This is a genomic window from Streptosporangium sp. NPDC002607, assembly GCF_053592655.1.
Window position 1 is genome coordinate 186580 of the sequence record NZ_JBSFWD010000010.1, and the last position, 20595, is coordinate 207174.

Sequence of the window (20595 nt, forward strand, 5' to 3'; positions counted from 1 at the left end):
CCGTTGACGCGGTCGTAGCACGTATGTAACCTTTGGCCAACACTACGCAAGAATCTTGCAAAGAAAAGTTCTTTTTCTCGCGGCTCTTCGCAACTTCAGGAATGCGCTGCGCCCATGCACCTGCCCCCCATCCGTGTGCGGTGAAGGCGCATGCCTTCACGTCTCGGCCCTGTCGTGCTCGACGAGAGATGGAAGAACGCGAATGAGAAAACCGTACGGACCGTTACGGCTGGTGGCGGCCATGCTGGCAAGCACGGTCGCCACCGGTCTGCTCGTCATGGGGTCGGTCGTGCCGGCCTCCGCCGCGGGCGGACCCAACCTGTCGCCGGGCAAGGCGACCCAGGCCAGCAGTTCCACCGCCGAGTACACGGTGTCGGCCATCAACGACGGCAATCAGAACACCTACTGGGAGAGCGCGAACAACAGCTTCCCGCAGTGGGCGCGGATCGACCTCGGCACCGCCACGAGCGTCGACCAGATCGTGCTGAAGGTGCCCGCCCCGGCCGCCTGGCAGACCCGCACCCAGACCCTCTCGGTCCAGGGCAGCGCCGACGGCATCGGCTACAGCACGGTGGTGGCCTCGGCGAACTACACGTTCGACCCGGCGACCGGTAACAAGGTCACGATCGACTTCAGCGCCGCGACCTACCGCTACTGGCGCGTCAACGTCACCGCCAACACCGGCTGGCCCGCCGCGCAGATCTCCGAGTTCGAGATCTACGCCGCCGCCGGCGGCGGCGACACCGAGAAGCCGTCGGCCCCCGGCAACCTCGCCTTCACCCAGCCGGTCTCCGGCCAGATCAAGCTGACCTGGAACGCCTCGACCGACAACGTGGGCGTCACCGGGTACGACGTCTACGCCAACAACCAGCTCCGGGGCAGCGTCGGCAACGTGCTGACCTACACCGACAACCAACCGGCGTCGGCGACCGTGACGTACTTCGTGCGGGCCAAGGACGCGGCGGGCAACGTCTCGGCGAACAGCAACACGGTGACCCGCAACGGCACCGGCGATCCCGGTTCGAACCTGGCCATCGGCAAGGAGATGGTCGAGTCCGGCCACGTGCACACGTTCGTCGCGGCCAACGCCAACGACAACAGCACGGCCACCTACTGGGAGGGCAACGCCGGTTACCCGAACACGCTGGCGGTCAAGCTCGGCGCCAACGCGAGCGTCAGCTCGGTCGTGCTGAAGCTGAACCCGGACGCCGCGTGGGGCACCCGTACCCAGAACATCCAGGTCCTGGGCCGGGAGCAGAACGCCACGGGCTACACCAACCTGGTGTCGGCGCAGAACTACACGTTCAACCCGGCCTCCGGCGGCAACACGGTGACGATCGACGTCAACGCCACCGTCGCCGACGTCCAGCTGAAGTTCAACGGCAACACCGGCGCACCCGCCGGGCAGGTCGCCGAGTTCCAGGTCATCGGCGTCCCCGCGCCGAACCCCGACCTGACGGTCTCGGCTCTCACCTGGTCCCCGAACGCGCCGATCGAGACCAACCCGATCACGCTGACCGGCACGGTGCGCAACATCGGCACCGCCGCCTCCGGCGCGACCAATGTCAACTTCTACCTCGGCGGCACGCTGGCCGGCACCGCTCCGGTCGCCGCTCTCGCGGCCGGCGCCCAGGCCACGGTGACCGCGAACATCGGCCCCCGCGGCGCGGCCAGCTACTCCGTCAGCGCCAAGGTGGACGAGTCGAACACGGTCTTCGAGCAGAACGAGGGCAACAACACCTTCACCGCGGCATCGCCGCTGGTGGTCACCGAGGCTCCCGGCCCCGACCTGCAGGTTCTCAGCATCAGCTCCAACCCGCCGAACCCGGCGGTCGGCGCGGCGGTCACGTTCACCGTGGCGGTGAAGAACCGCGGGAACACCGCGACGGGCGCGACCACGGTCACCCGGCTGACGGTGGGCGGCACCACGCTCAACACCAACACCCCGTCGATCGCCGCGGGCGCGACGGTCAACGTGGCCGTCAGCGGCAGCTGGACCGCCACCAGTGGCGGTGCCACCATCACCGCCACCGCCGACGCGACCAACGTCGTCGCCGAGACCAACGAGACCAACAACACGCTCTCCCAGGCGATCGTGGTCGGGCGCGGGGCGGCGGTTCCGTGGGTCGAGTACGAGGCCGAGGCCGCCAGGTACCAGGGCACCCTGCTGACGGCCGACCCGCTGCGCACCTTCGGGCACACCAACTTCGCCACCGAGTCCTCCGGCCGGCAGTCGGTGCGGCTGAACAGCACGGGGCAGTTCGTCGAGTTCACCTCGACCAACTCCGCCAACTCGATCGTGGTGCGCAACTCCATCCCCGACGCGCCGAACGGCGGCGGCATCGAGGCCACCATCAGCCTGTACATCAACGACACCTTCGCCCAGAAGCTGACCCTCTCGTCTCGGCACAGCTGGCTGTACGGGAACAGCGACGGCCCGGAATCCCTGACGAACACCCCGCAGGCCGACGCCCGGCGGTTGTTCGACGAGTCGCACGCGCTACTGTCGTCGACCTACCCGGTGGGGACCAAGTTCCGGCTGCAGCGCGACGCCACCGACACGGCCTCGTTCTACATCATCGACCTGATCGACCTGGAGCAGGTGGCACCACCGGCGAGCCAGCCGGCCGGTTGCACCTCGATCACGGCGTACGGCGCGGTGCCCAACGACGGGCTCGACGACACGGCCGCCATCCAGCGGGCGGTGACGGACGACCAGAACGGGGTCATCAGCTGCGTGTGGATCCCGGCGGGACAGTGGCGGCAGGAGAAGAAGATCCTCACCGACGACCCGCTGAACCGGGGTCAGTTCAACCAGGTGGGCATCAGCAACGTCACGATCCGCGGAGCGGGGATGTGGCACTCCCAGCTGTACACCCTGACCGAGCCGCACCTGGCGACCGGCGGCATCAACCACCCGCACGAGGGCAACTTCGGCTTCGACATCGACGACAACGTCCAGATCTCCGACATCGCCATCTTCGGCTCGGGCCGCATTCGCGGCGGCGACGGCAACGCCGAGGGCGGGGTGGGGCTGAACGGGCGGTTCGGCAAGAACACCAAGATCTCCAACGTGTGGATCGAGCACGCCAACGTGGGCGTCTGGGTCGGCCGTGACTACGACAACATCCCGGATCTGTGGGGACCCGCCGACGGGCTGGACTTCAGCGGCATGCGCATCCGCAACACCTACGCCGACGGCATCAACTTCAGCAACGGCACGCGGAACTCACGGGTGTTCAACTCGTCGTTCCGCACCACCGGCGACGACTCCCTGGCGGTCTGGGCCAACCGGTACGTCAAGGACCCGGCGGTGGACATCGGGCACGACAACCAGTTCATCAACAACACCATCCAGCTGCCCTGGCGGGCGACCGGCATCGCGATCTACGGCGGCTACGGCAACAAGATCGAGAACAACCTGGTCTACGACACCATGAACTACCCGGGCATCATGCTGGCGACCGACCACGACCCGCTGCCCTTCTCCGGGCAGACCCTGGTGGCCAACAACGCGCTCTACCGGTGCGGCGGCGTCTTCTGGAACGAGGACCAGGAGTTCGGCGCCATCACGCTCTTCGCGGCGAACCGGGACATCACCGGTGTCACCATCCGGGACACCGACATCTACGACTCGACCTACGACGGCATCCAGTTCAAGACGGGGGGCGGCAACATGCCGGGCGTCGCGATCACCAATGTGCGGATCGACAAGTCCAACAACGGTGCCGGCATCCTGGCGATGAGCGGCGCCCGCGGCAGCGCGACGCTGACGAACGTCACCATCACCAACTCGGCCAAGGGCAACATCGTGAAGGAACCGGGGTCCAGCTTCGTGATCACCCCCTAGTCTTCCCGCGCCTGAGAACGACCGGCCATGTGGTGTGCTCCCCAACCTGGACACCGCATGGCCGGTCGTACCGGTCCTAGGCCGAGGTACGGCGCCGGAACAGCACCGCCGCGATGGGGATGCTGATCGCCACGCCGGCGGCCAGCCAGGCGGTGGCGAGCCACCCCGCGTCGCCCATGGGGTGGTCGAGGAGCAGCCCGCGTAGCGTCTTCACCATCGGCGTGGTCGGCTGGTGCTCGGCGAAACCGCGGAGCAGGCTCGGCATGGTCTCCGCGGGGACGACGCCGTCCGACAGGTACGGGAAGAAGATCACGACGAAGCTGAAGGCACCGGCGGCCTGGGTCGAGGTGACCAGCAGTCCCCAGAGCACCGCGATCGCGGACACCGCCAGGACGTACCCGATGACGAGAAGCAGCGCCAGTGCCCAGTCGGCGAGCGTGGCGTCCGGGCGGAAACCCAGGGCGATCGCCACGGCCAGGGCGATCCCGGTCGCCACCACGTTGCGGACCACCGAGGCGACGACATGCCCGGCGGGCACCACCCAGCCGCTGATGGGCAGGGTCCGGAAGCGGTCGATCATTCCTCGGGTCATCTCGTCCGTGACGGTCACGGCGGTCAACGCGGCGCCGTACCCGCCGGACATGAGCAGCACGGTGGGAACGACGAAGTCGATGTAGGTCAGCCCGCTGGACCCGGTGGTGATCGCGCCACCGAAGACGTAGACGAAGACGATCATGATGAGCGCCGGCAGCGCGATGTTCACGATGAGCGCGTCGGGGGTGCGCGTCTCGTGGCGCAGCGCGCGGGTGACCAGACGCCCCAGATCGCCCATCGTCGTCCCGCTCATACCGCCACCGCCGTGAACTCGAAGAAGACGTCGTCCAGGGTGGGGCTGCGCAACTCGACCCGCTCGACGGCGATGCCCTCCCGGTCCAGCAGGTTCAGCGTGTGACGCAACTGGTCGGGGCCCTGCAGTGCCAGGGTGACCTCCCGCGCGTCGGCGTCGAGATGCGGTCCGGTGCCGGTGGACAGGACGGCGCCGGCCCGGGAGACGTCCTCGGCCCGTGACAGGTGCAGCACCAGGCGCTCCGCGCCCACCTGGCGCTTGAGGGCGGCCGGGGTGTCGTCGGCGACGACGCGGCCGTTGTTGATCACCGCGATGCGGTCGGCGAGCCGGTCGGCCTCCTCCAGGTACTGGGTGGTCAGCAGGATGGTGGTGCCGGAGGCGAGCAGTTCGCGGATCACCGACCAGAGCTCCGCCCGGCTGCGCGGGTCAAGGCCGGTGGTGGGCTCGTCGAGGAAGAGGATCCGTGGTACGGCCACCATGCTCGCCGCCAGATCGAGGCGGCGGCGCATCCCGCCGGAGTAGGTGGAGACCCGGCGGTTCGCGGCGGCGCCGAGATCGAACCGTTCGAGGAGTTCGGCCGCCCGCCGCCGGGCTTCCCGCCTGCCCAGGTGGTGCAGGCCGGCGAACAACTCCAGGTTCTCCCTTCCGGTGAGCAGGTCGTCCACCGTGGCCTGCTGGGCGGTCAGGCCGATGCTGCGCCGTACCGCGACGCCTTCCCGCGCGACGTCGTGGCCGCCCACTGTGGCGGTGCCGCTGTCCGCGGCGAGCAGCGTGGTCAGGATCCGGACCGTTGTCGTCTTGCCTGACCCGTTCGGTCCGAGCAGGGCCAGCAGCGAGCCGGTCGGAACGGTCAGCTCGACTCCGTTCAGCACCCGCGTCGCACCGAAGGATTTGCCCAGGCCACGGGCATGGATCGCGGCGTCGGTCACGTCTGCCCTTTCTGTGTATGTCGTACCGTGTATCTTATACATAGATTAATCTGTACCAGATACACAGTTGGAGTGCCAGGGCTTCCGGCGTTCGACGGCAGGGGACCCGTCATGACGCGAACCGGCGCCGGGTACCGCGGCCACGCCCGGGTCCGGCGGGAGCCTCGGCCGCCGGACCGGCCTCCCGGGCCGGCATGACGACAACGGCGCCGAACCGTGGGCGGGGAAGGCGAGGACGCGCCACCTGTCACCGGAGTCGGAGACGATGGACGGCTCTCCGGCGAGGTCGGTGCGGCCGTGCCGAGCGGGATGTTCGGCGCCAAGGCTCCCGAGAACCCGCGGGCAGGCGCCCTGGAGCAGGCGCCCTGGACCGGTCCACGTCGCTGATCCTGACCGGGATCGCGATGTTGGAACCGTCGCGCCGGTAGGCGGGTCAGCCCGCCTGTCGACGCGAGGTGACCAGCCCGCAGTCGTAGGCGGTGGCGACGACATGGGCGCGGCTGGACAGACCGAGTTTGCTCATCGCGCGGTTGAGGTGGGTTTTCACGGTGGCCTGGCTCAGGCACAGCTTCTGGGCGATGTCATGGTTGGACAGCGTCTGGCCGACCAGGGTGAAGATCTCAAGCTCGCGAGCGGTCAAAGCAAAAAGCTGGGACATGTCATGATCGGGCACCGCGGGCGGAGCGGGCGTGAACGCCTCGATCAATCGCTGGGTACTGGTGGGTGACAGCAGGACGTCCCCGGCCGCGACGGTGTGAATGGCGGACAGGAGGCGCTTGGCCGGGGTCTGCTTGAGCAGGAAGCCGGAGGCTCCGGCGCGCAGCGCCTGGTAGACGTACTCATCGATGTCGAAAGTGGTCAGAATGAGTATCTGCGGGGTACGAGACGCGCCGCCGTCGGCCAGGCTGTCGGCCAGGATGCGCTTGGTCGCGGCGATGCCGTCCATGCCGGGCATGCGGATGTCCATCAAGATCACATCTGGATGGGTGGCGGCGGCGCACTGGACGGCCTCGTGACCGTCCGAGGCCTCACCGACTACTTCAAGGTCCGGGGCGGCGCGCAGGAGGGCGGTCAGTCCCGCCCGGATGAGTTCCTGATCGTCGGCTACCAGAACCCTGATCATCGTCACCTCTCGCTGGTTAGGGCGGCGGGCTCCTGGCCGGGACGGGTGAGCAGGGGGAGGGTCGCCACGACCTGGAATCCGCCCGTGGGGCGAGGACCGGTGATGATCGTGCCCTGGTACAGCTTGACCCGCTCAGTCATGCCGATCAATCCCTGGCCTGGTGTGTTCTGGATCACTTCGACCGGTTGGCCGGTACCGAGGCGGCCGTCGTCGCACACCTGTAATGTCAGGACGCCCGCGCCGTAGGTGAAGGTCACCCGCACCCGGGTGGGCGCGGCGTGCTTGACGACGTTTGTCAGGCACTCCTGGATGATCCGATAGACGCACAGATCCAGCCCCTGGGGCAGGGGCTGCTCGTTGCCGGTCACGGTCACCTCCACCGTCACCCCGGCTGTGCGCACCCGTTCGACCAGTGTTTCCAGGTCCCCCAGTCCGGGCGTCACGTCGTAGCGCGTCTCCCGCTCGTCGTCGGCCCCGATTCGCAGGATCAACAGCAGCAGTCGCATCTCGTCCAGGGCCTCACGGGTGGTGTCGGCGATGGTGGCCAGTGCCGTGCCGGCGGTGGCCGGATCGGTTGACAGCACGTACTGGCCCAGCTCGGCCTGGACCGCGACCACCGACAGATGATGGGCGACCACGTCGTGCAGTTCGCGGGCGATCCGCGTTCGCTCCTGGGCCACCGCCAGCCGGGCCTTGTTCTCCTGCTCGTCACGCAACTGCCGGGTCAGCTCGGTGAGCCGCCGGTTGCTCTCGATGACCATCCGGGTGGCGTTACCGAAAGCCCAGGTGAAGCCGACGGCCAGCAGCGGCCACACGACGGCCATCCAGAACTTGGTGCCCGGGAACACCATCGAGGAGCACCACCACAGGCCGAAGGTGAGCGCCGCCCCCGCCAATGACACCGCCACGGGCCGCTGGACGGCCACGGTGTACAGCACCAGCAGCGCTCCCATCTTGTTCACCTGGGAGTGGTAGCCGAGTGCCAGGTGGACCAGGGACACCGCGCACGAGACCACCAGCACCGTGCACGGTATCCGCCGTCGCAGGGCCAACGGCATGTTCACCGCGATGGTCAGTGCGAGCGACAGGCCGTCCGGCGGACGCGACCCGTACCTGGCATCGCTGAGTTCCCACATCCACATGACGGCGGACAGCGCCACCGCGATCACAGTGTCGATGAGCAGTGGATGCGCTGTGAGAAGTCTCCGCCAGGATGTCCTCGCATAGCTGTACATCAGCGCATGCTAGTCATATTCCCGCTGACTGACATCCCTCTTCGTGCCATATACCGCAGGAGGTGTACAAGGCATAACGCCGTAGGTGTAGAAAAAAACAAACTTTGCGCGGTATGTGGCGGATATATCACTCGGGTAGCTTTTCAAGTGGGGCTCCATCCCGCCGAAAAACGATCGCGATCCTCTTTCTTCGGAGGCAGAGAGGATCCACGCCGACAATCCGTCCATGACCATGATCCGGACCACTTCGGACCACCGACCCCGGGGAAAGGCCCGAAAACGCTCCCGCGTTCACGGGCCGGTGGGTCGGGGTCCAGGTCGGCCCGGCCCCGTTAATGGATCACCACTCGCCATCCACCAAGACGGCGGGGCCGACCTGGACATGGCCTCTCTATCAGTCAACCGACCGGACACGATCCCGATGACATCGAATCTGACGCAACGTCCACGACTTCGCATCAGCTTCAATTCCGGCGATTACCTATTCACCGTATTTCCTGGCAGGCCGGAAACCGGGCCGGTATCCGCACGGGAAGGCGGATCCGCCGATGTCGTTCGGCCCGCCCGGTCGCGGCACGACACGTACGCCGGCCCCTGGCGCCGGCGTTCGCGGTGCTGCCCGTCATGGCCAGGCTGACGCCCGCGGAACGAGCGGCGTACGTTCTCCGGAAGGCGTTCGACCACCCGTACCGGCCGGGCGCGGTGTCCTCCGGCTTCCCACCGCCGGGTCGCCTCGATCCGGGTCCTCCAGGACGGGTCGCCGGGCACCGCGTTGGCAACAGGCGGCCGACGGGAAGGTCAACTCTGCGCGATGGACACTCTGACGTGCTTAAACGTCGTCCGAGGTGTCATAGGTGAGGGCATGGATGCGAACATCGTGTTGCTCGCCATCGTGATCGTGACGGCGCTGTCCTTCGACTTCACCAACGGTTTTCACGACACGGCCAACGCCATGGCGACCTCGATCGCGACCGGGGCGTTGCGGCCCAAGGTGGCGGTCGGGTTGTCGGCGGTGCTGAACTTCGCCGGGGCGTTCCTGTCGCTGAAGGTCGCGGCGACCATCGCGACGGGCATCGTCGACACCGGCGCGATCACCTTGACGGTGGTCTTCGCCGGCCTGATCGGCGGTCTGGCCTGGAATCTGCTGACCTGGTACTTCGGTATTCCCTCCAGTTCCTCGCACGCGTTGATCGGTGGTGTGGTCGGGGCCACGGTGATCGCGGCGGGCACCTCGGCGGTCAAGGGAGCCGAGATCGTGTCCAAGGTGCTGGTCCCGGCCGTGCTCGCGCCGCTGGCGGCGATCCTGGTGGCGGCGGCCGGTACGTACCTGATGTACGTCATCACCGGGAACGCACCGGAGGAGACCCGCGGGCGAGGGCTCAGGTACGGCCAGATCGGCTCGGCGTCACTGGTGTCGCTGGCCCACGGCACCAACGACGCGCAGAAGACGATGGGCGTCATCACGCTGGCGATGATCGCTGCCGGGGCGATCGGCAAGGACGCGGGAACGCCGCTGTGGGTGATCGTGGCCAGTGCGACCGCGATCGCGCTGGGCACCTATCTGGGCGGCTGGCGGGTGATCCGTACCCTGGGCAAGGGGCTGACCGACATCGAGACCCCGCAGGGGTTCACCGCGGAGGGTTCCTCGGCGGCCGTGATCTTCGCCTCCTCCCACTTCGGCCTCCCGCTGTCGACCACGCACGTGTGCACGGGGTCGGTGATCGGCGCGGGCATCGGCAGGCACCTGGACCGGGTGCGCTGGAGCGTCGCGGCCCGGATGGCCGCCGCGTGGCTGGTCACCCTCCCGGCCGCGGCTGTGGTGGGGGCGCTGGCCTGGGCGGGCGCGAGTGTGATCGGCGGCGTGCTGGGCGTGGGAGTGGTCTTCGCCGTCGCCCTGATGCTGTCGGCGGGGCTGTACGTGGCCTCGCAGCGCCGTCCGGTCAACGCCGGCAACGTCAACGACGAGTGGACCGGGCGCCTGACCCCGGTCCCGGCGATGCGAGAAGGCTGAAGAGGGCTCATACCACCGTGGCGCAAAGATGCGCGTGGCCGGCGTCGTGACGTCGCCACACCGCGAGGGCGATGAGAGCGGACCGGAAGGCGGACTAGAGATCAACTTCGTAGCGGTAGCCGCGCCCTCGCAGCGTGGTGATCCGCTGTGGATCCTCCCCGTACTCGCTGAGCTTGCGGCGCAGGGCGAACACGTGCACATCCAGCGTCTTGGTCGGCCCGAACCAGTTGGCGTCCCACACCTGCTCCATCAGCTCCTCGCGGGTGACCACCTCACCGGCGTGGCAGGCCAGCACCGTCAGCAGGTCGAACTCCTTTGGCCGCAGCATGACCTCGTCCTCGGCGATGTAGGCGCGCCGGGCGCGCAGGTCCAGACGCAGGCGGGCGACGGACACACCGGACTCCTGCTGCGATACGGTCTGGCGACGCAGATGCGCCCGCAACCTGGCGAGCAGCTCGGTGAGCCGGAACGGTTTGGTCAGATAGTCGTCGGCACCGGCGTCCAAGGCCACCACGACCTCGAACTCCTGGACGCGTGCGGTCAGCACCACGATCACCGCCTGCGACAGGACCGTCCGCAGCCGCCGGCAGACCACCACCCCGTCGGCATCGGGGAGACCGAGATCCAGCAGGACGAGATCGGGGACGAACTGCCGCGCCTGATCCAGCGCCTCACCCCCGGTGATCGCCAGACTCACCTGGTAGCCGCCACTTGACAGCGCCTCGGTCAGCTCCGAACCGATGGACAGATCGTCCTCGACGATCAGTACCCGCGTCATGTATCGATGGTAGGGACACCGGCATCTGGCGGCCTCCTGACGAAGGCCGGCCACCACCGTGTTCCTCCGGCCGCGTCGCCAGGTCAGGCGTTGTTCACCTGGGAACGTGGCGTGGGAGAACCACGGGCGGCTCCGCTACGCGGAAGCGACGGCGTGCTGGGCGTCGGCGCGGGTGGTGAGGGAGCCGGAGTAGCGGCGTAGGAGGAGTACGGCGGTGGTGGCCAGACCGGTGAGCAGGCCGAGCCAGATGCCGATGGTGTCGAGACCCAGGGGGTAGGCCAGGAGCCAGGAGGCGGGGAGTCCGACGCCCCAGTAGCCGATGAGAGTGATCCGGAAGCCGCCCTTGGTGTCGTCGAGGCCACGCAGGAGTCCCACGCCGATGTTCTGCGCGCAGTCGAAGAACTGGAGGAAGGCGGTGACCATGAGCAGGTGGGTGGCGATACTGAGGGCTTGGTCGGAACCGGAGTACAGGAACGGGGCCAGGACCAGCCGGGGCAGTCCGAGGTAGGCGACGCCGACGACGGTCATGACGGCTGCGGCACAGGCGAGTGCGGTGTTTTTGATGCGTCGTGCGTCATCGATGCGGCCGAGAGCGAGTTCACGGCTGACGTTGATGGACGCGGCGTGGGAAAGGCCGACGGCGACCTGGAAGACGATGTAGACGAGTTGGTTGACGGCGGTGTGCGCAGCGAGGGCCGCAGGCCCGAAAGATCCGGCCATCAGTGCGGTGATGGAGAAGAACCCGGCCTCTGAGCCGTAGGTGGCCGCGATCGGCACACCGAGGCCGATGAGCCGCTTGATGGTGGCCGGATCGGCTTTGGCGGCATTCAGGGCGAGCAAAGGTGCCAGCTCGCTGTCCTTCCTCACCGAGATGTACAGGGCGAGGAAGGACAGGAGGTAGACGCTGGAGGTGGCGACTCCGATGCCGGTCAGGCCCAGGCGGGGCAGTCCCCAGGTGCCGTGGATGAGGATCCAGTTCAGGCCCGCGTTGACAGCGATGGACGCGACAGTGATCTGTAGCAGGGCTTGGGGGCGTCGCATGCCGACGGTGAACTGGCGGATGGCCTGAAACCACAGGCAGGGCAGCAGGCCCGGGGCCAGGGCGATCAGCATGCTCTGGGCGCGTTCGACGACCGCGGCGTCTTGTCCGAGCCAGGTCAGAGCCTGGCCGATGAGGATCATGAGGGCGCCCCCGGCGATACCGGCGAGCGTGGCCACGGCCATGCTCGCCCGGATGATCCTGTGCACCTCCTCTTGTGTCTCTCCCTTTCCTGCGGCTTCCTTGTCCTTGCCGTCGCTGGTTGCGGCCTGCTCGGCGCGGGCCGCGGCTGCTGCTATCTGGTTGCCGACGGAGGTGAGCAGACCGACGCCCATGGTGCGCAACTGATTGAAGATGACGATGGCCAGGCCGCCGGCGGCCAGTTCCCGGGTGCCGAGCAGGCCCATCATCACGGTGTCGGTGGTGGTCAGGGCGACCTGGGCGAGCTGGGTGAGGATGAGCGGGACGGCGAGGGCGGCCAGGTCGCGGCTGTCGCGGAGAAGGGTGGTCAGCATGGGGGTTATCGGTTCCTGCGCGGTTCGGTGGGGAGCTCGCCGATCTCCCGTTCCGCTTCGGGATCGAGAAGGTCGCGGGCTTGCGTCCAGTCGTCGTCGAAGACGGTGTCCGTGTGGTTTTCTCCTCCGTCGTTGACGAGGGTGACCATAGTCGTGCCCGGAGGAAGTGACGACAGGCGGGTCAGTGCCCTGTGAACGACGCCGCCCGCGGAGCCGCCGGTGGGGGCACCACCGGCCTGCGCCGTCCCCACCTCGGAGAAGGTTGTGGCAGGACTCTTCATTCCGCTGTTCTCCGACCTCGATGTCTCGCCCGGGTCGGATGACATTAGGATAGCCAACCCTAAGCAACATCATTGCTTTGCAGTGGATCGAGGACGTACGTGGATATCAACAGGCGCCAGATGCTGTGGGCCGGCGGAGCGATCGGCATGGCGGCACTGCTCGCCGCCTGTTCGGGGGACGGCGACGGCTCGGCCGAGCCCGCGGCCACGTCCGCGGCCGCGGACGGCACGCCCAAGAAGGGCGGCACCCTGCGGATCGGTGCCCTCGGCCGAGCCAGTGCCATCACCCGCGACCCGCACGGCACCCAGGGCAACGAGAGCGACTACCTGGTCCTTGCCCTGGTCTACGACACGCTCACCGTGCCGGGCGCCAAGCCCAACACCATGCCGCGCCTGGCCACCTCCTGGGAGTCCTCAGAGGACCTGAAGACCTGGCGCTTCAAGATTGCCCAGGGGGCCGTCTTCCACGACGGCAGCCCGGTCACCGCCGAGGACGTCGTCTGGTCGCTACGCCGCCTTCGCGACACCCCGTCCGGCGCCGCGCGTCTGCCCGGTATCAAGACGGAGAACATCACCGCCGACGGCACCGACACCGTCGTGCTGGTCTCCGACTACGCCAACGCCGAACTCCCGCTTCTGACGCGCCTGACGACGTTCGTCCTGAAGAAGGACACGTCCGACGACGCGCTGGAGAAGGCGCCGGGCACCGGCCCGTTCAAGCTCGACTGGTACCGCGGCGGCAACGCCCGCCTGGTACGCAACGACCAGTGGTACGGCGGCACCGTCCACCTCGACGCCATCGAGGTGACCATGTTCGAGACCCCGCAGGCGATGGCCAACGCCCTGCTCGCCGGGCAGATCGACGTCGCTTCCAACGCCGGTGCCATCGCCGCGCGGACCGCCCAGTCCCGCAAGGACATCCAGGTCGTCCGCCGCCCCAACGACATGTCGATGCCCCTGGTGATGCGTACCGCGAGCGGCCCGTTCGCCGACGCGCGCGTCCGGGAGGCACTGCGTCTGGTCGTCGACCGTGAGGCCATGGTCAAGCAGGTCCTGTCGGGGTACGGCACCGTCGCCAACGACATCATGGGCACCGCGGACCCCAACTACGCCAAGGACATCCCGCAGCGCAAGCGTGACCTGGCCACGGCCAGGCGGCTGCTCACGGAGGCGGGGTTCGACTTCTCCAAGACCTACGAGCTGATCACCACCGAGGACATCCCCGGACTCGCCGAATCCGCGACCCTGTTCGCCTCCCAGGCCCAGGAGGCAGGCATCAAGATCAACATTGTCAAGCAGGAGTCCGGCGCCTTCTACGAGAAGACCTGGCTCAAGGGCGACCTGTACACCACCTACTGGGGCACCAACGACTCCGTGGTGTTCTTCGCTTCCAAGACCATGGTCGGTGAGGCCGGGCAGAACGAAGCCGCCTGGGCCGACAAGGACTTCGACGCCGCCTACCGCAAGGTCCTCGCCACCACCGACGCCACGGCACGTGCCACGGCCCTGCACGACCTGCAAAAGATCGAGTTCGACAGGTCCGGCTACCTGCTGTGGGGCATGGCTGACGGCATCGACCTCGCCACCGACAAGGTCCAGAACCTGCCCAGACTCGCCGGCTACGGCCGTGTCCAACTCGAGAACGTGTGGCTGCGTTGAGCCGGACGGCCAAAAACAGCGCGGTGGCCGCCTCCGTCGGGGCGGCCACCGCGCTGTGCCGTACCGCCCCCCTTCTCGCTCGCGTCGCCGCGGTCGTGGCCCGGCGTGTGCTGATGCTCGCCGTGCTCCTCGCCGTGGTGTTCGCCGCCGTGGAACTCCTGCCCGGCGACGCCGCCACCGCGACCGCCGAACGGGGCGAAAGCGCCGCCGACGTGGCAGCACGGCGTCACCTGCTCGGCCTGGACCGGCCCGTGTGGGAACGCCTCTGGGACTGGATGACCGCCCTGCCCACCGGCGACCTGGGCACCTCCGCCCGCGGCGAGAAGGTCACCGACCTGCTCGCCGACCCCTTCCCCAACACCCTCCTGCTGGGCGTGAGCGCCTTCGCCCTCACTGTCGCCGCATCGCTGGTCCTGGGTTGCTGGGCCGCGGCCAGGCCCGGCGGCCTGACCGACCGGATCATCGGGCACGTGGCCACCTCCGCGTTCGCCGTACCCGAATTCGTCGTCTCCGTCGCGTTGTTGCTCGTCCTGTCGCTGTGGACAGGCTGGCTGCCCGCCGTCACCGTCACCGGCGCCGATGGCGCCCCCGCCACCTGGACCATGCTGATCATGCCGGTGCTGGCCCTGGTCATCCCCCAGACCGGCTGGAACACCCGGATCGTGCGGGGCGCACTCGCCGACCAGGCCGCCACGCCGCACGTCGAAGCCGCCCACCTGGACGGCCTGCCGGCCCACCAGGTGGTGCTGCGCCACGCCCTGCCCGGCGCGGTGCCCGCCATCGCCATCGGCATCGCGACCTCGACCGGCATGCTCCTGGGCGGCGCCGTGGCCGTGGAGACCCTGTTCAACTATCCGGGGATCGGCAGCGTCCTGGCCGGTGCCATCGCCAACCGGGACACGCCGCTCATCGCCGGCGTCGTCATCTGCGCCGGTGCCACCATCAGCCTCGTCCTACTGGCCGCCGACCTGATCCGCGCCCGCGTCCTGGGAGTACGCCCATGAGCGCCATCACCACCGCGGGCCCCCGGCCCCGTGCTCTGCGCCGCATCGCACCCGGTCTGCTTCTCGTCCTGCTTGCCCTCATCGGCCCGCTGCTGGCCGCCCACCCCATCGACACGCCGATCACCGCCCCTTACGCGCCGCCCGGCGACGGCGCGCCTCTCGGCGGCGACCAGCTCGGACGTGACGTTCTGAGCCGTCTCCTGGACGGCGGCACAGCCCTGATCGGCAGCGCCCTGATCGTGGCCGTCGTCATCACCCTGCTGGCCACCCTCCTGGGCTGCTTCGCCGTCTTGCGCCCCGCCCTCGGTCACGCCGTCGAACGCACCGCCGATGTTGTCATCCTGCTGCCACCCATCCTGGGCATCATGCTTCTGGCCCTTGCCTGGCCCGGCGGCGGACGCGTGGCCGTCATCATCGCAGCCATCGTCCTGGGCACCCCTTACGCCGTCCGCATCGTCGCCGGCGCCGCCGCCCCCCTCACCAGGGCCGGCTATATCGAAGCCGCCACCGCCCGTGGCGAAAAGCTCTGGTACCTGGCCCTGCGCGAGCTGCTGCCCAACCTGCGCGCCACCGTGCTGGCCCTGTTCGGCCTGCGCTTCGTCGAAGCCGTCTACGTCATCTCCATGGCGGGCTTCCTGCAAATCGGCCCGCAACCCCCCGCCGCGGACTGGGCGTTGATGATCCGCGAGAACGCACCCGGCATCCTCCTCAACCCCTGGGCCGTGGTCGCTCCCGGCTTGGCCATCGCCGCCCTCGCCGTCAGCGTCAACCTCGCCTCCGCTTCACTCACCCCTCGCTTCGCACGTAAGGCGGTGACCGTCTCGTGAGCTACTTCGCCCGTTCAGCCGCCTCCCAGGGCGTCCCGGACGAAACGACCACCCCGGCCATGAGCGGTGCCGCACCCCTGGTGAGAGTCACCGACCTCGAAATACGCATTCCCGGCGGCCCGGTCCTGCTCCGGCCTGTCGGCCTGAGCATCCACGCGGGCCAGATCATCGCACTGACAGGCGTCTCCGGATGCGGCAAGACCACGCTGCTCCGCGCCGTTCTCGGCCACCTCCCGACAGGCGCCGTCATATCCGCCGGAACCCTGGACGTCCTGGGGCACGATCCCTCGGCCTTGTCTCCCGAGGCACTGCGCGAACTGCGACGCAACCGCCTCGCCTACGTCGGGCAAGACCCCGGATCCGCCCTCAACCCACGGATGAAGATCCGTCGGCTGGTCGCCGAGACCGCCACCGACACCAGTGAGCAGGCCGTCCTCGGCCTGCTGCGCGAATGCCGGCTGCCCACCGACGACGGGCTGCCCGACCGGCGGCCAACCGCCGTCTCCGGCGGCCAGCAACGTCGCGTCGCCCTCGCTCGCGCGCTGGCCCGCACCCCGGACATCCTGCTGCTCGACGAACCCACCGCCGGACTCGACACCGCGCTGCGCGACGACATCGCCGACCTGCTACGCCACCTCGCGAACACGCGTGATCTAGCCATCATCATGGCCTGCCACGACCCCGAACTCGCCGATGCCTGCGCCGACCGCGTCGTCCGCCTCTGCCCACCGCCGCAGCCCCGCCCGTCCGCCCCCCGATCCGCATCGTCCACGGGCATCCCGGAGAAGAAATCCTCCACGGCCGAGGGGATCGCCGCACACGGCCTCAGCGTCGCCTTCCGGCATCGGGGCGGCATCCAGCACGCCCTCGATGCCGTGGACTTCACCGCACCACCCGGCTCCGCCACCGGCATCGTCGGGCCTTCCGGCTCCGGAAAGACCACACTGCTACGCGTCCTGGCCGGCCTGCACAAGCCCGACTCCGGTACCCTTACCCTCCACGGTCATCCCCTCGCCGCCACGGCGCGTAGCCGGCGACGCGAACACCTCCGGCGCGTCCAACTGGTTCCGCAGAACCCGCTGGACGCACTCAACCCCTCCCGCACCGTCGGTGCCGCTCTGGCTCGTCCGCTCCGGCTGCACCGCTCCCTCACCAGGAACCAGGCATGCGACCGGGTCGCGGAACTACTCCGGCAGGTCGAGCTACCCGCCGACTTCGCCCACCGCTATCCCGCCGAGCTGTCCGGCGGCCAGCGTCAGCGCGTCTCCATCGCCCGCGCCCTGGCCACCGAACCCGACTACCTGCTCTGCGACGAGATCACCTCCGCCCTCGACCCGGACACGGCCACCGCCATCATGGAACTGCTGCAACGCCTGCGTACCGAACGCGACATGGCCATCGCGCTGGTCAGCCACGAACTTCACCTGATCGGCGCCTACACCGAGACCGTGCACCTGCTGGACACCGGCAGGCTCACCCAGTACGGCCCCACCGCAACGCTCCTGCCGACCGTTTGACTCATCTGATCCCGCGAATCGGCCATACCCACGAGCACGGTCGGCAGCACCGCGGCCAGGTCGCGGCAGATCCGCCGCGACCTGGCCGCCTCGCACAGAGCGGTGACGCTCTCAGGGGACCAGTCCCGATTCCTTGATGAGCGCGATCGTCGCCTCGAGCTGGTCGAGGTCGTTCAGGTCGACCGAGGGAACCTTCAGCTCGTCCAGAGCGGGCACTCCCGCGGGCGGTGCGGCGTCGGCCAGGACCGGGTACTCGTAGGTCTCCTCGGCGAAGTACTTCTGTGCCTCGGCGCCGAGCAGGTAGTTGACGAATGCCTGCACGTCAGGATTCTGGGCGGCCTTCTTCAGCACGCCGACGCCCGCCACGTTGACCAGGGCGCCGCTGTCGCCGTCGGGGAAGAAGTGCAGCTTGGCGGTGAGCGTGTCAGGCGTCTTACCCCTCTCCTTGGCCAGCTCGCCCAGGTAGTAGTGGTTGATCAGGCCGACCGCGAGCTTGCCGGAGTCGACCTCCTCCAGGATGGGGCCGTTGCCCTCACGGATCTGCGGGTCGTTGGCCTTGAGCCCGGCCAGGAACTCCTTGGCCTTGACCTGTCCGTGCTGCACCGTCACCGCGGTGACGAACGCCTGGAAGGACGCGTTGGTCGGGGCCACCCCGACCTTGCCCTTCCAGGCCGGATCGGTGAGGTCGAACACCGAGGCGGGCAGCTGGGCGGCGGGGACCAGGTCGGGGTTGTAGGCCAGCACCCGCGAGCGGGCGGTGACACCGACCCATTCCCCGCTCTTGGCGCGGTAGGTCGCCGGCACCTTGTCGAGCACGGTGGCCGGGAGCGGCGCGAACATGCCCTTCTTGGCCACGGCGCCGAGCGCGCCGGCGTCCTGGGCGAAGAAGGCGTCCGCCGGTGACTTCTCCCCCTCTTCGAGGAGCTGGGCGGCCATGGCCGCGGTGTTGGCGTAGCGGGCCTCGACGGCGATGCCGCTCTGCGCGGTGAACTTGTCCAGCAAGGGCTTGACCAGCGACTCGCTGCGCCCGCTGTAGACGGTGATCTTCTTGTCGGCCGTCGGGCCGGCAGCGGCTCCGGTGGTGTCCGCGGACTCGCCACCACAGGCGGCCAGCCCGAGGACGAGAACACCGGTGGCGGCCAGCGCGAGCACGGTTTTGGGGAGGAACGTCGGCACCGTGGTGCTCCTTCGGTCATGGAGAAGAATTCCCGATTACAGCTACATCGCTGTAGAAGTTAGCAGAGCCTAACCTAAGTGCTCACCGCAGGGCCAGAGCCGGCCACGGTAAGGGGCCAGGTCGGCGATGTGGCGACGCGACGGAACCGCGACACGCGGCCTCAGGGGAGGTTCCCGGCTACGCACGTGGTACGGGGCGAGACGAGGAGCGCACCCGGCTGCGGGCCTCCCGGGACGATCACCGGACCGCCTGCGCGCAACGGACCGATCACTTCCGGCGTCGGCGGGAGGACGAGTGTGTCATCGCCATACCGGCCTGGGCGGAGTCAGCGGCGGGTGTCGACGCCGCTGAGGTTGACTACTCGCAGGGGCCGCCGGACTGCGTCAGGTCGACGATGGCCTCTCCGGTCCACACCACCGATCCCGCTGCCACCAGGACGGGAACCGCGAGCAGGAACGCGCCGCGCGGGCTGGGCAGTGGTTTGAGCAGGGCGGCGATCCGGCGCGGGACGGGCCCGGGACCTCGAAGGCCCAGGAACGGCACCGCCCCGGACGGCATCTCGCCGTCGGGGGACAGCAGGGCCGCCTCACCGATCGCCCGGGCCGTCGCCCTGCGGTCACCGGTCTGCTCGGCGGCCCGCTCGTCGGCCCAGCGCTCGATCATGTATCCCGCCAGGTGACGAACCTGCCACAGAAAGGGGTGCGCCGCCACGGCCAACCGGCTGGCCAGCAGCCATCGGTGATGATGGCCGCTCAGATGGGCGTGCTCGTGCGCCATGACCACCGCGTGACTCTCCTCGCCGAGAGCGTCCAGCATGCCCTGGGTCACCACGATCCGGCCCGGCCGCCCGGGGAGGGTGAAGGCAGCCGGTCGTTTCTCGGCCACCACCACGACGTCGCCGTCGGGAAGGGCGGCGGCCTGCTCACGAGCGGCGCACAGCGACCGCCGCTCCCGCCGGGCGCCGCCGGCGAAGCTCGCGACGGCGATCACCAGGAAGGCCAGGGCGATCCAGTACGGCCATTCCAGCAGATCACCTCGGATGAGGACCAGGAGGGCATGGATCGAGACAGCCGCCACGCTCACCGCACTCGCGGCCGCGACCACGACGGCTGAGGATACGAAGGCCACCGCCGCCGGTGCCGGATGTTGCCGGTCGACCAGCACCGCCATTGAGACGACCAGTGCCACGGGAGCCACGAGCGTTGACAGCAGGAAATGGTCGATCATCAGGTTTCGCTCTCGTCTTGCCCCAGCAGCAGTCGCCGGACCAGTTCCTCATCGCCGGCCGAGAGCCCGGAGATGAAATGCGTCAGGGCGGGTGCGTGGTCGGCCTCGGCGTCGAGCAATCGTCTCATCCGCCAGGCGACCAGCCCCGAGGGGTCGGCGGGCGCGGCATAGCGGTAGGCCCGCCCGGACCGCTCACGCGTCACGACGCCCTTGTCGTGCAGCCTGGTCAGGGTGGTCACCACGGCACTGTAGGAGAGCTCGCCACCCCCTTTGCCGCTGAGCAGGTCACGTACCTCCCCCGGTGACAGGGCGCCGGACGCCTCATGAAGCACGGTGAGGATCTCCGCTTCCAGGACCCCCGGGGATCGGCGAGAGCTCATCGGACGACCATAGCGGCCCCCGCCACCGGCCCGGAAGCGGTCATTTCCAGACCGTCGCCGGCCTCCACGACGCCGGTACGGCCGGAGCACGCCGCGACCGGTGGGATGACGACCGGACCGCCGTCATCGACCGGGCGGGTGGTGAGGCGAAAAACACGATGCCTCGCGTGCGTACCGTCACGTTACGAACCACCCC

17 protein-coding genes are annotated in these 20595 nt (G+C 68.7%); 7 read left to right on the forward strand and 10 right to left on the reverse strand.

What is annotated here, in order from left to right:
- Window positions 1-202: 202 nt before the first annotated feature.
- Complete coding sequence (locus tag ACWD3H_RS14925; protein ID WP_451955351.1) at window positions 203-3850, forward strand: CARDB domain-containing protein; 3648 nt, start codon at window positions 203-205, stop codon at window positions 3848-3850.
- Window positions 3851-3926: 76 nt separating this feature from the next.
- Here the strand turns inward: ACWD3H_RS14925 and ACWD3H_RS14930 are convergent, their stop codons facing one another.
- Window positions 3927-4697, reverse strand: a complete 771-nt coding sequence (locus tag ACWD3H_RS14930; RefSeq protein WP_451955352.1) for an ABC transporter permease — start codon at window positions 4695-4697, stop codon at window positions 3927-3929.
- Window positions 4694-5626 carry an ATP-binding cassette domain-containing protein gene (locus ACWD3H_RS14935; RefSeq protein WP_451955353.1) on the reverse strand — a complete coding sequence of 311 codons (933 nt, stop codon included), beginning with the start codon at window positions 5624-5626 and terminating at the stop codon, window positions 4694-4696. Before ACWD3H_RS14935 ends, ACWD3H_RS14930 begins: the two co-directional genes overlap by 4 nt.
- Window positions 5627-5842: 216 nt before the next feature.
- Between ACWD3H_RS14935 and ACWD3H_RS14940 the strand changes: the two genes are divergently transcribed.
- Window positions 5843-6013 carry a hypothetical protein gene (locus ACWD3H_RS14940; protein ID WP_451955354.1) on the forward strand — a complete coding sequence of 57 codons (171 nt, stop codon included), beginning with the start codon at window positions 5843-5845 and terminating at the stop codon, window positions 6011-6013.
- 46 nt (window positions 6014-6059) lie between these two features.
- Here ACWD3H_RS14940 and ACWD3H_RS14945 read toward each other — a convergent pair whose 3' ends face one another.
- Together ACWD3H_RS14945 and ACWD3H_RS14950 are read right to left on the reverse strand one after the other, a co-directional pair.
- Complete coding sequence (locus ACWD3H_RS14945) at window positions 6060-6749, reverse strand: response regulator transcription factor (protein WP_350926617.1); 690 nt, start codon at window positions 6747-6749, stop codon at window positions 6060-6062.
- 2 nt (window positions 6750-6751) lie between these two features.
- On the reverse strand, window positions 6752-7984 hold the full coding sequence (locus tag ACWD3H_RS14950; protein WP_451955355.1) for a sensor histidine kinase: 1233 nt from the start codon (window positions 7982-7984) through the stop codon (window positions 6752-6754).
- Between the two features lie 862 nt (window positions 7985-8846).
- Between ACWD3H_RS14950 and ACWD3H_RS14955 the strand changes: the two genes are divergently transcribed.
- A complete protein-coding gene (locus tag ACWD3H_RS14955; RefSeq protein ID WP_451955356.1) occupies window positions 8847-9995 on the forward strand; it encodes an anion permease in 1149 nt (382 codons plus the stop codon).
- 94 nt (window positions 9996-10089) lie between these two features.
- Here ACWD3H_RS14955 and ACWD3H_RS14960 read toward each other — a convergent pair whose 3' ends face one another.
- From ACWD3H_RS14960 to ACWD3H_RS14970, 3 genes are all read right to left on the reverse strand, one after another.
- Window positions 10090-10773, reverse strand: a complete 684-nt coding sequence (locus ACWD3H_RS14960) for a response regulator transcription factor (RefSeq protein WP_451955357.1) — start codon at window positions 10771-10773, stop codon at window positions 10090-10092.
- Window positions 10774-10908: 135 nt separating this feature from the next.
- Window positions 10909-12327, reverse strand: a complete 1419-nt coding sequence (locus ACWD3H_RS14965) for an MATE family efflux transporter (protein WP_451955358.1) — start codon at window positions 12325-12327, stop codon at window positions 10909-10911.
- Window positions 12328-12332: 5 nt separating this feature from the next.
- Complete coding sequence (locus ACWD3H_RS14970; RefSeq protein WP_451955359.1) at window positions 12333-12608, reverse strand: hypothetical protein; 276 nt, start codon at window positions 12606-12608, stop codon at window positions 12333-12335.
- A 99-nt stretch (window positions 12609-12707) separates the two neighbouring features.
- Between ACWD3H_RS14970 and ACWD3H_RS14975 the strand changes: the two genes are divergently transcribed.
- From ACWD3H_RS14975 to ACWD3H_RS14990, 4 genes are read left to right on the forward strand one after another with little or no spacing between them, the layout of a single operon-like run.
- Window positions 12708-14267 (forward strand): ABC transporter substrate-binding protein, encoded by a 1560-nt coding sequence (locus ACWD3H_RS14975; protein ID WP_451955360.1) that lies wholly within the window; start codon window positions 12708-12710, stop codon window positions 14265-14267.
- Between the two features lie 23 nt (window positions 14268-14290).
- Window positions 14291-15271: an ABC transporter permease gene (locus ACWD3H_RS14980; protein ID WP_451955361.1), complete on the forward strand. Its 981-nt coding sequence runs from the start codon at window positions 14291-14293 to the stop codon at window positions 15269-15271.
- Window positions 15268-16098 (forward strand): ABC transporter permease, encoded by an 831-nt coding sequence (locus ACWD3H_RS14985; RefSeq protein ID WP_451955362.1) that lies wholly within the window; start codon window positions 15268-15270, stop codon window positions 16096-16098. The genes ACWD3H_RS14980 and ACWD3H_RS14985 overlap by 4 nt, the downstream gene beginning before the upstream one ends.
- The gene (locus tag ACWD3H_RS14990; protein ID WP_451955363.1) at window positions 16095-17615 is read left to right on the forward strand and encodes an ABC transporter ATP-binding protein; all 1521 of its coding nucleotides are present in this window, start codon (window positions 16095-16097) and stop codon (window positions 17613-17615) included. The genes ACWD3H_RS14985 and ACWD3H_RS14990 overlap by 4 nt, the downstream gene beginning before the upstream one ends.
- Before the next feature lie 111 nt (window positions 17616-17726).
- Here ACWD3H_RS14990 and ACWD3H_RS14995 read toward each other — a convergent pair whose 3' ends face one another.
- The 3 genes from ACWD3H_RS14995 to ACWD3H_RS15005 all read right to left on the reverse strand — a co-directional run bounded on the left by ACWD3H_RS14995 (window position 17727) and on the right by ACWD3H_RS15005 (window position 20399).
- On the reverse strand, window positions 17727-18791 hold the full coding sequence (locus ACWD3H_RS14995) for an iron ABC transporter substrate-binding protein (RefSeq protein ID WP_451955364.1): 1065 nt from the start codon (window positions 18789-18791) through the stop codon (window positions 17727-17729).
- Window positions 18792-19149: 358 nt separating this feature from the next.
- Window positions 19150-20019, reverse strand: coding sequence for a M56 family metallopeptidase (locus tag ACWD3H_RS15000; protein WP_451955365.1), 870 nt, complete (start codon window positions 20017-20019; stop codon window positions 19150-19152).
- Window positions 20019-20399: a BlaI/MecI/CopY family transcriptional regulator gene (locus tag ACWD3H_RS15005; protein ID WP_350916141.1), complete on the reverse strand. Its 381-nt coding sequence runs from the start codon at window positions 20397-20399 to the stop codon at window positions 20019-20021. The genes ACWD3H_RS15000 and ACWD3H_RS15005 overlap by 1 nt, the downstream gene beginning before the upstream one ends.
- Between the last annotated feature and the right edge of the window lie 196 nt (window positions 20400-20595).

What these genes read in the sequence shown, in the direction of transcription:
- ACWD3H_RS14925 (WP_451955351.1), top strand. Translation starts at nt 203, where the DNA reads ATGAGAAAACCGTACGGACCGTTACGGCTGGTGGCGGCCATGCTGGCA.
- ACWD3H_RS14930 (WP_451955352.1), bottom strand. Translation starts at nt 4,697, where the DNA reads ATGAGCGGGACGACGATGGGCGATCTGGGGCGTCTGGTCACCCGCGCG.
- ACWD3H_RS14945 (WP_350926617.1), bottom strand. Translation starts at nt 6,749, where the DNA reads ATGATCAGGGTTCTGGTAGCCGACGATCAGGAACTCATCCGGGCGGGA.
- ACWD3H_RS14950 (WP_451955355.1), bottom strand. Translation starts at nt 7,984, where the DNA reads ATGTACAGCTATGCGAGGACATCCTGGCGGAGACTTCTCACAGCGCAT.
- ACWD3H_RS14955 (WP_451955356.1), top strand. Translation starts at nt 8,847, where the DNA reads ATGGATGCGAACATCGTGTTGCTCGCCATCGTGATCGTGACGGCGCTG.
- ACWD3H_RS14960 (WP_451955357.1), bottom strand. Translation starts at nt 10,773, where the DNA reads ATGACGCGGGTACTGATCGTCGAGGACGATCTGTCCATCGGTTCGGAG.
- ACWD3H_RS14965 (WP_451955358.1), bottom strand. Translation starts at nt 12,327, where the DNA reads ATGCTGACCACCCTTCTCCGCGACAGCCGCGACCTGGCCGCCCTCGCC.
- ACWD3H_RS14970 (WP_451955359.1), bottom strand. Translation starts at nt 12,608, where the DNA reads ATGAAGAGTCCTGCCACAACCTTCTCCGAGGTGGGGACGGCGCAGGCC.
- ACWD3H_RS14985 (WP_451955362.1), top strand. Translation starts at nt 15,268, where the DNA reads ATGAGCGCCATCACCACCGCGGGCCCCCGGCCCCGTGCTCTGCGCCGC.
- ACWD3H_RS15000 (WP_451955365.1), bottom strand. Translation starts at nt 20,019, where the DNA reads ATGATCGACCATTTCCTGCTGTCAACGCTCGTGGCTCCCGTGGCACTG.
- ACWD3H_RS15005 (WP_350916141.1), bottom strand. Translation starts at nt 20,399, where the DNA reads ATGAGCTCTCGCCGATCCCCGGGGGTCCTGGAAGCGGAGATCCTCACC.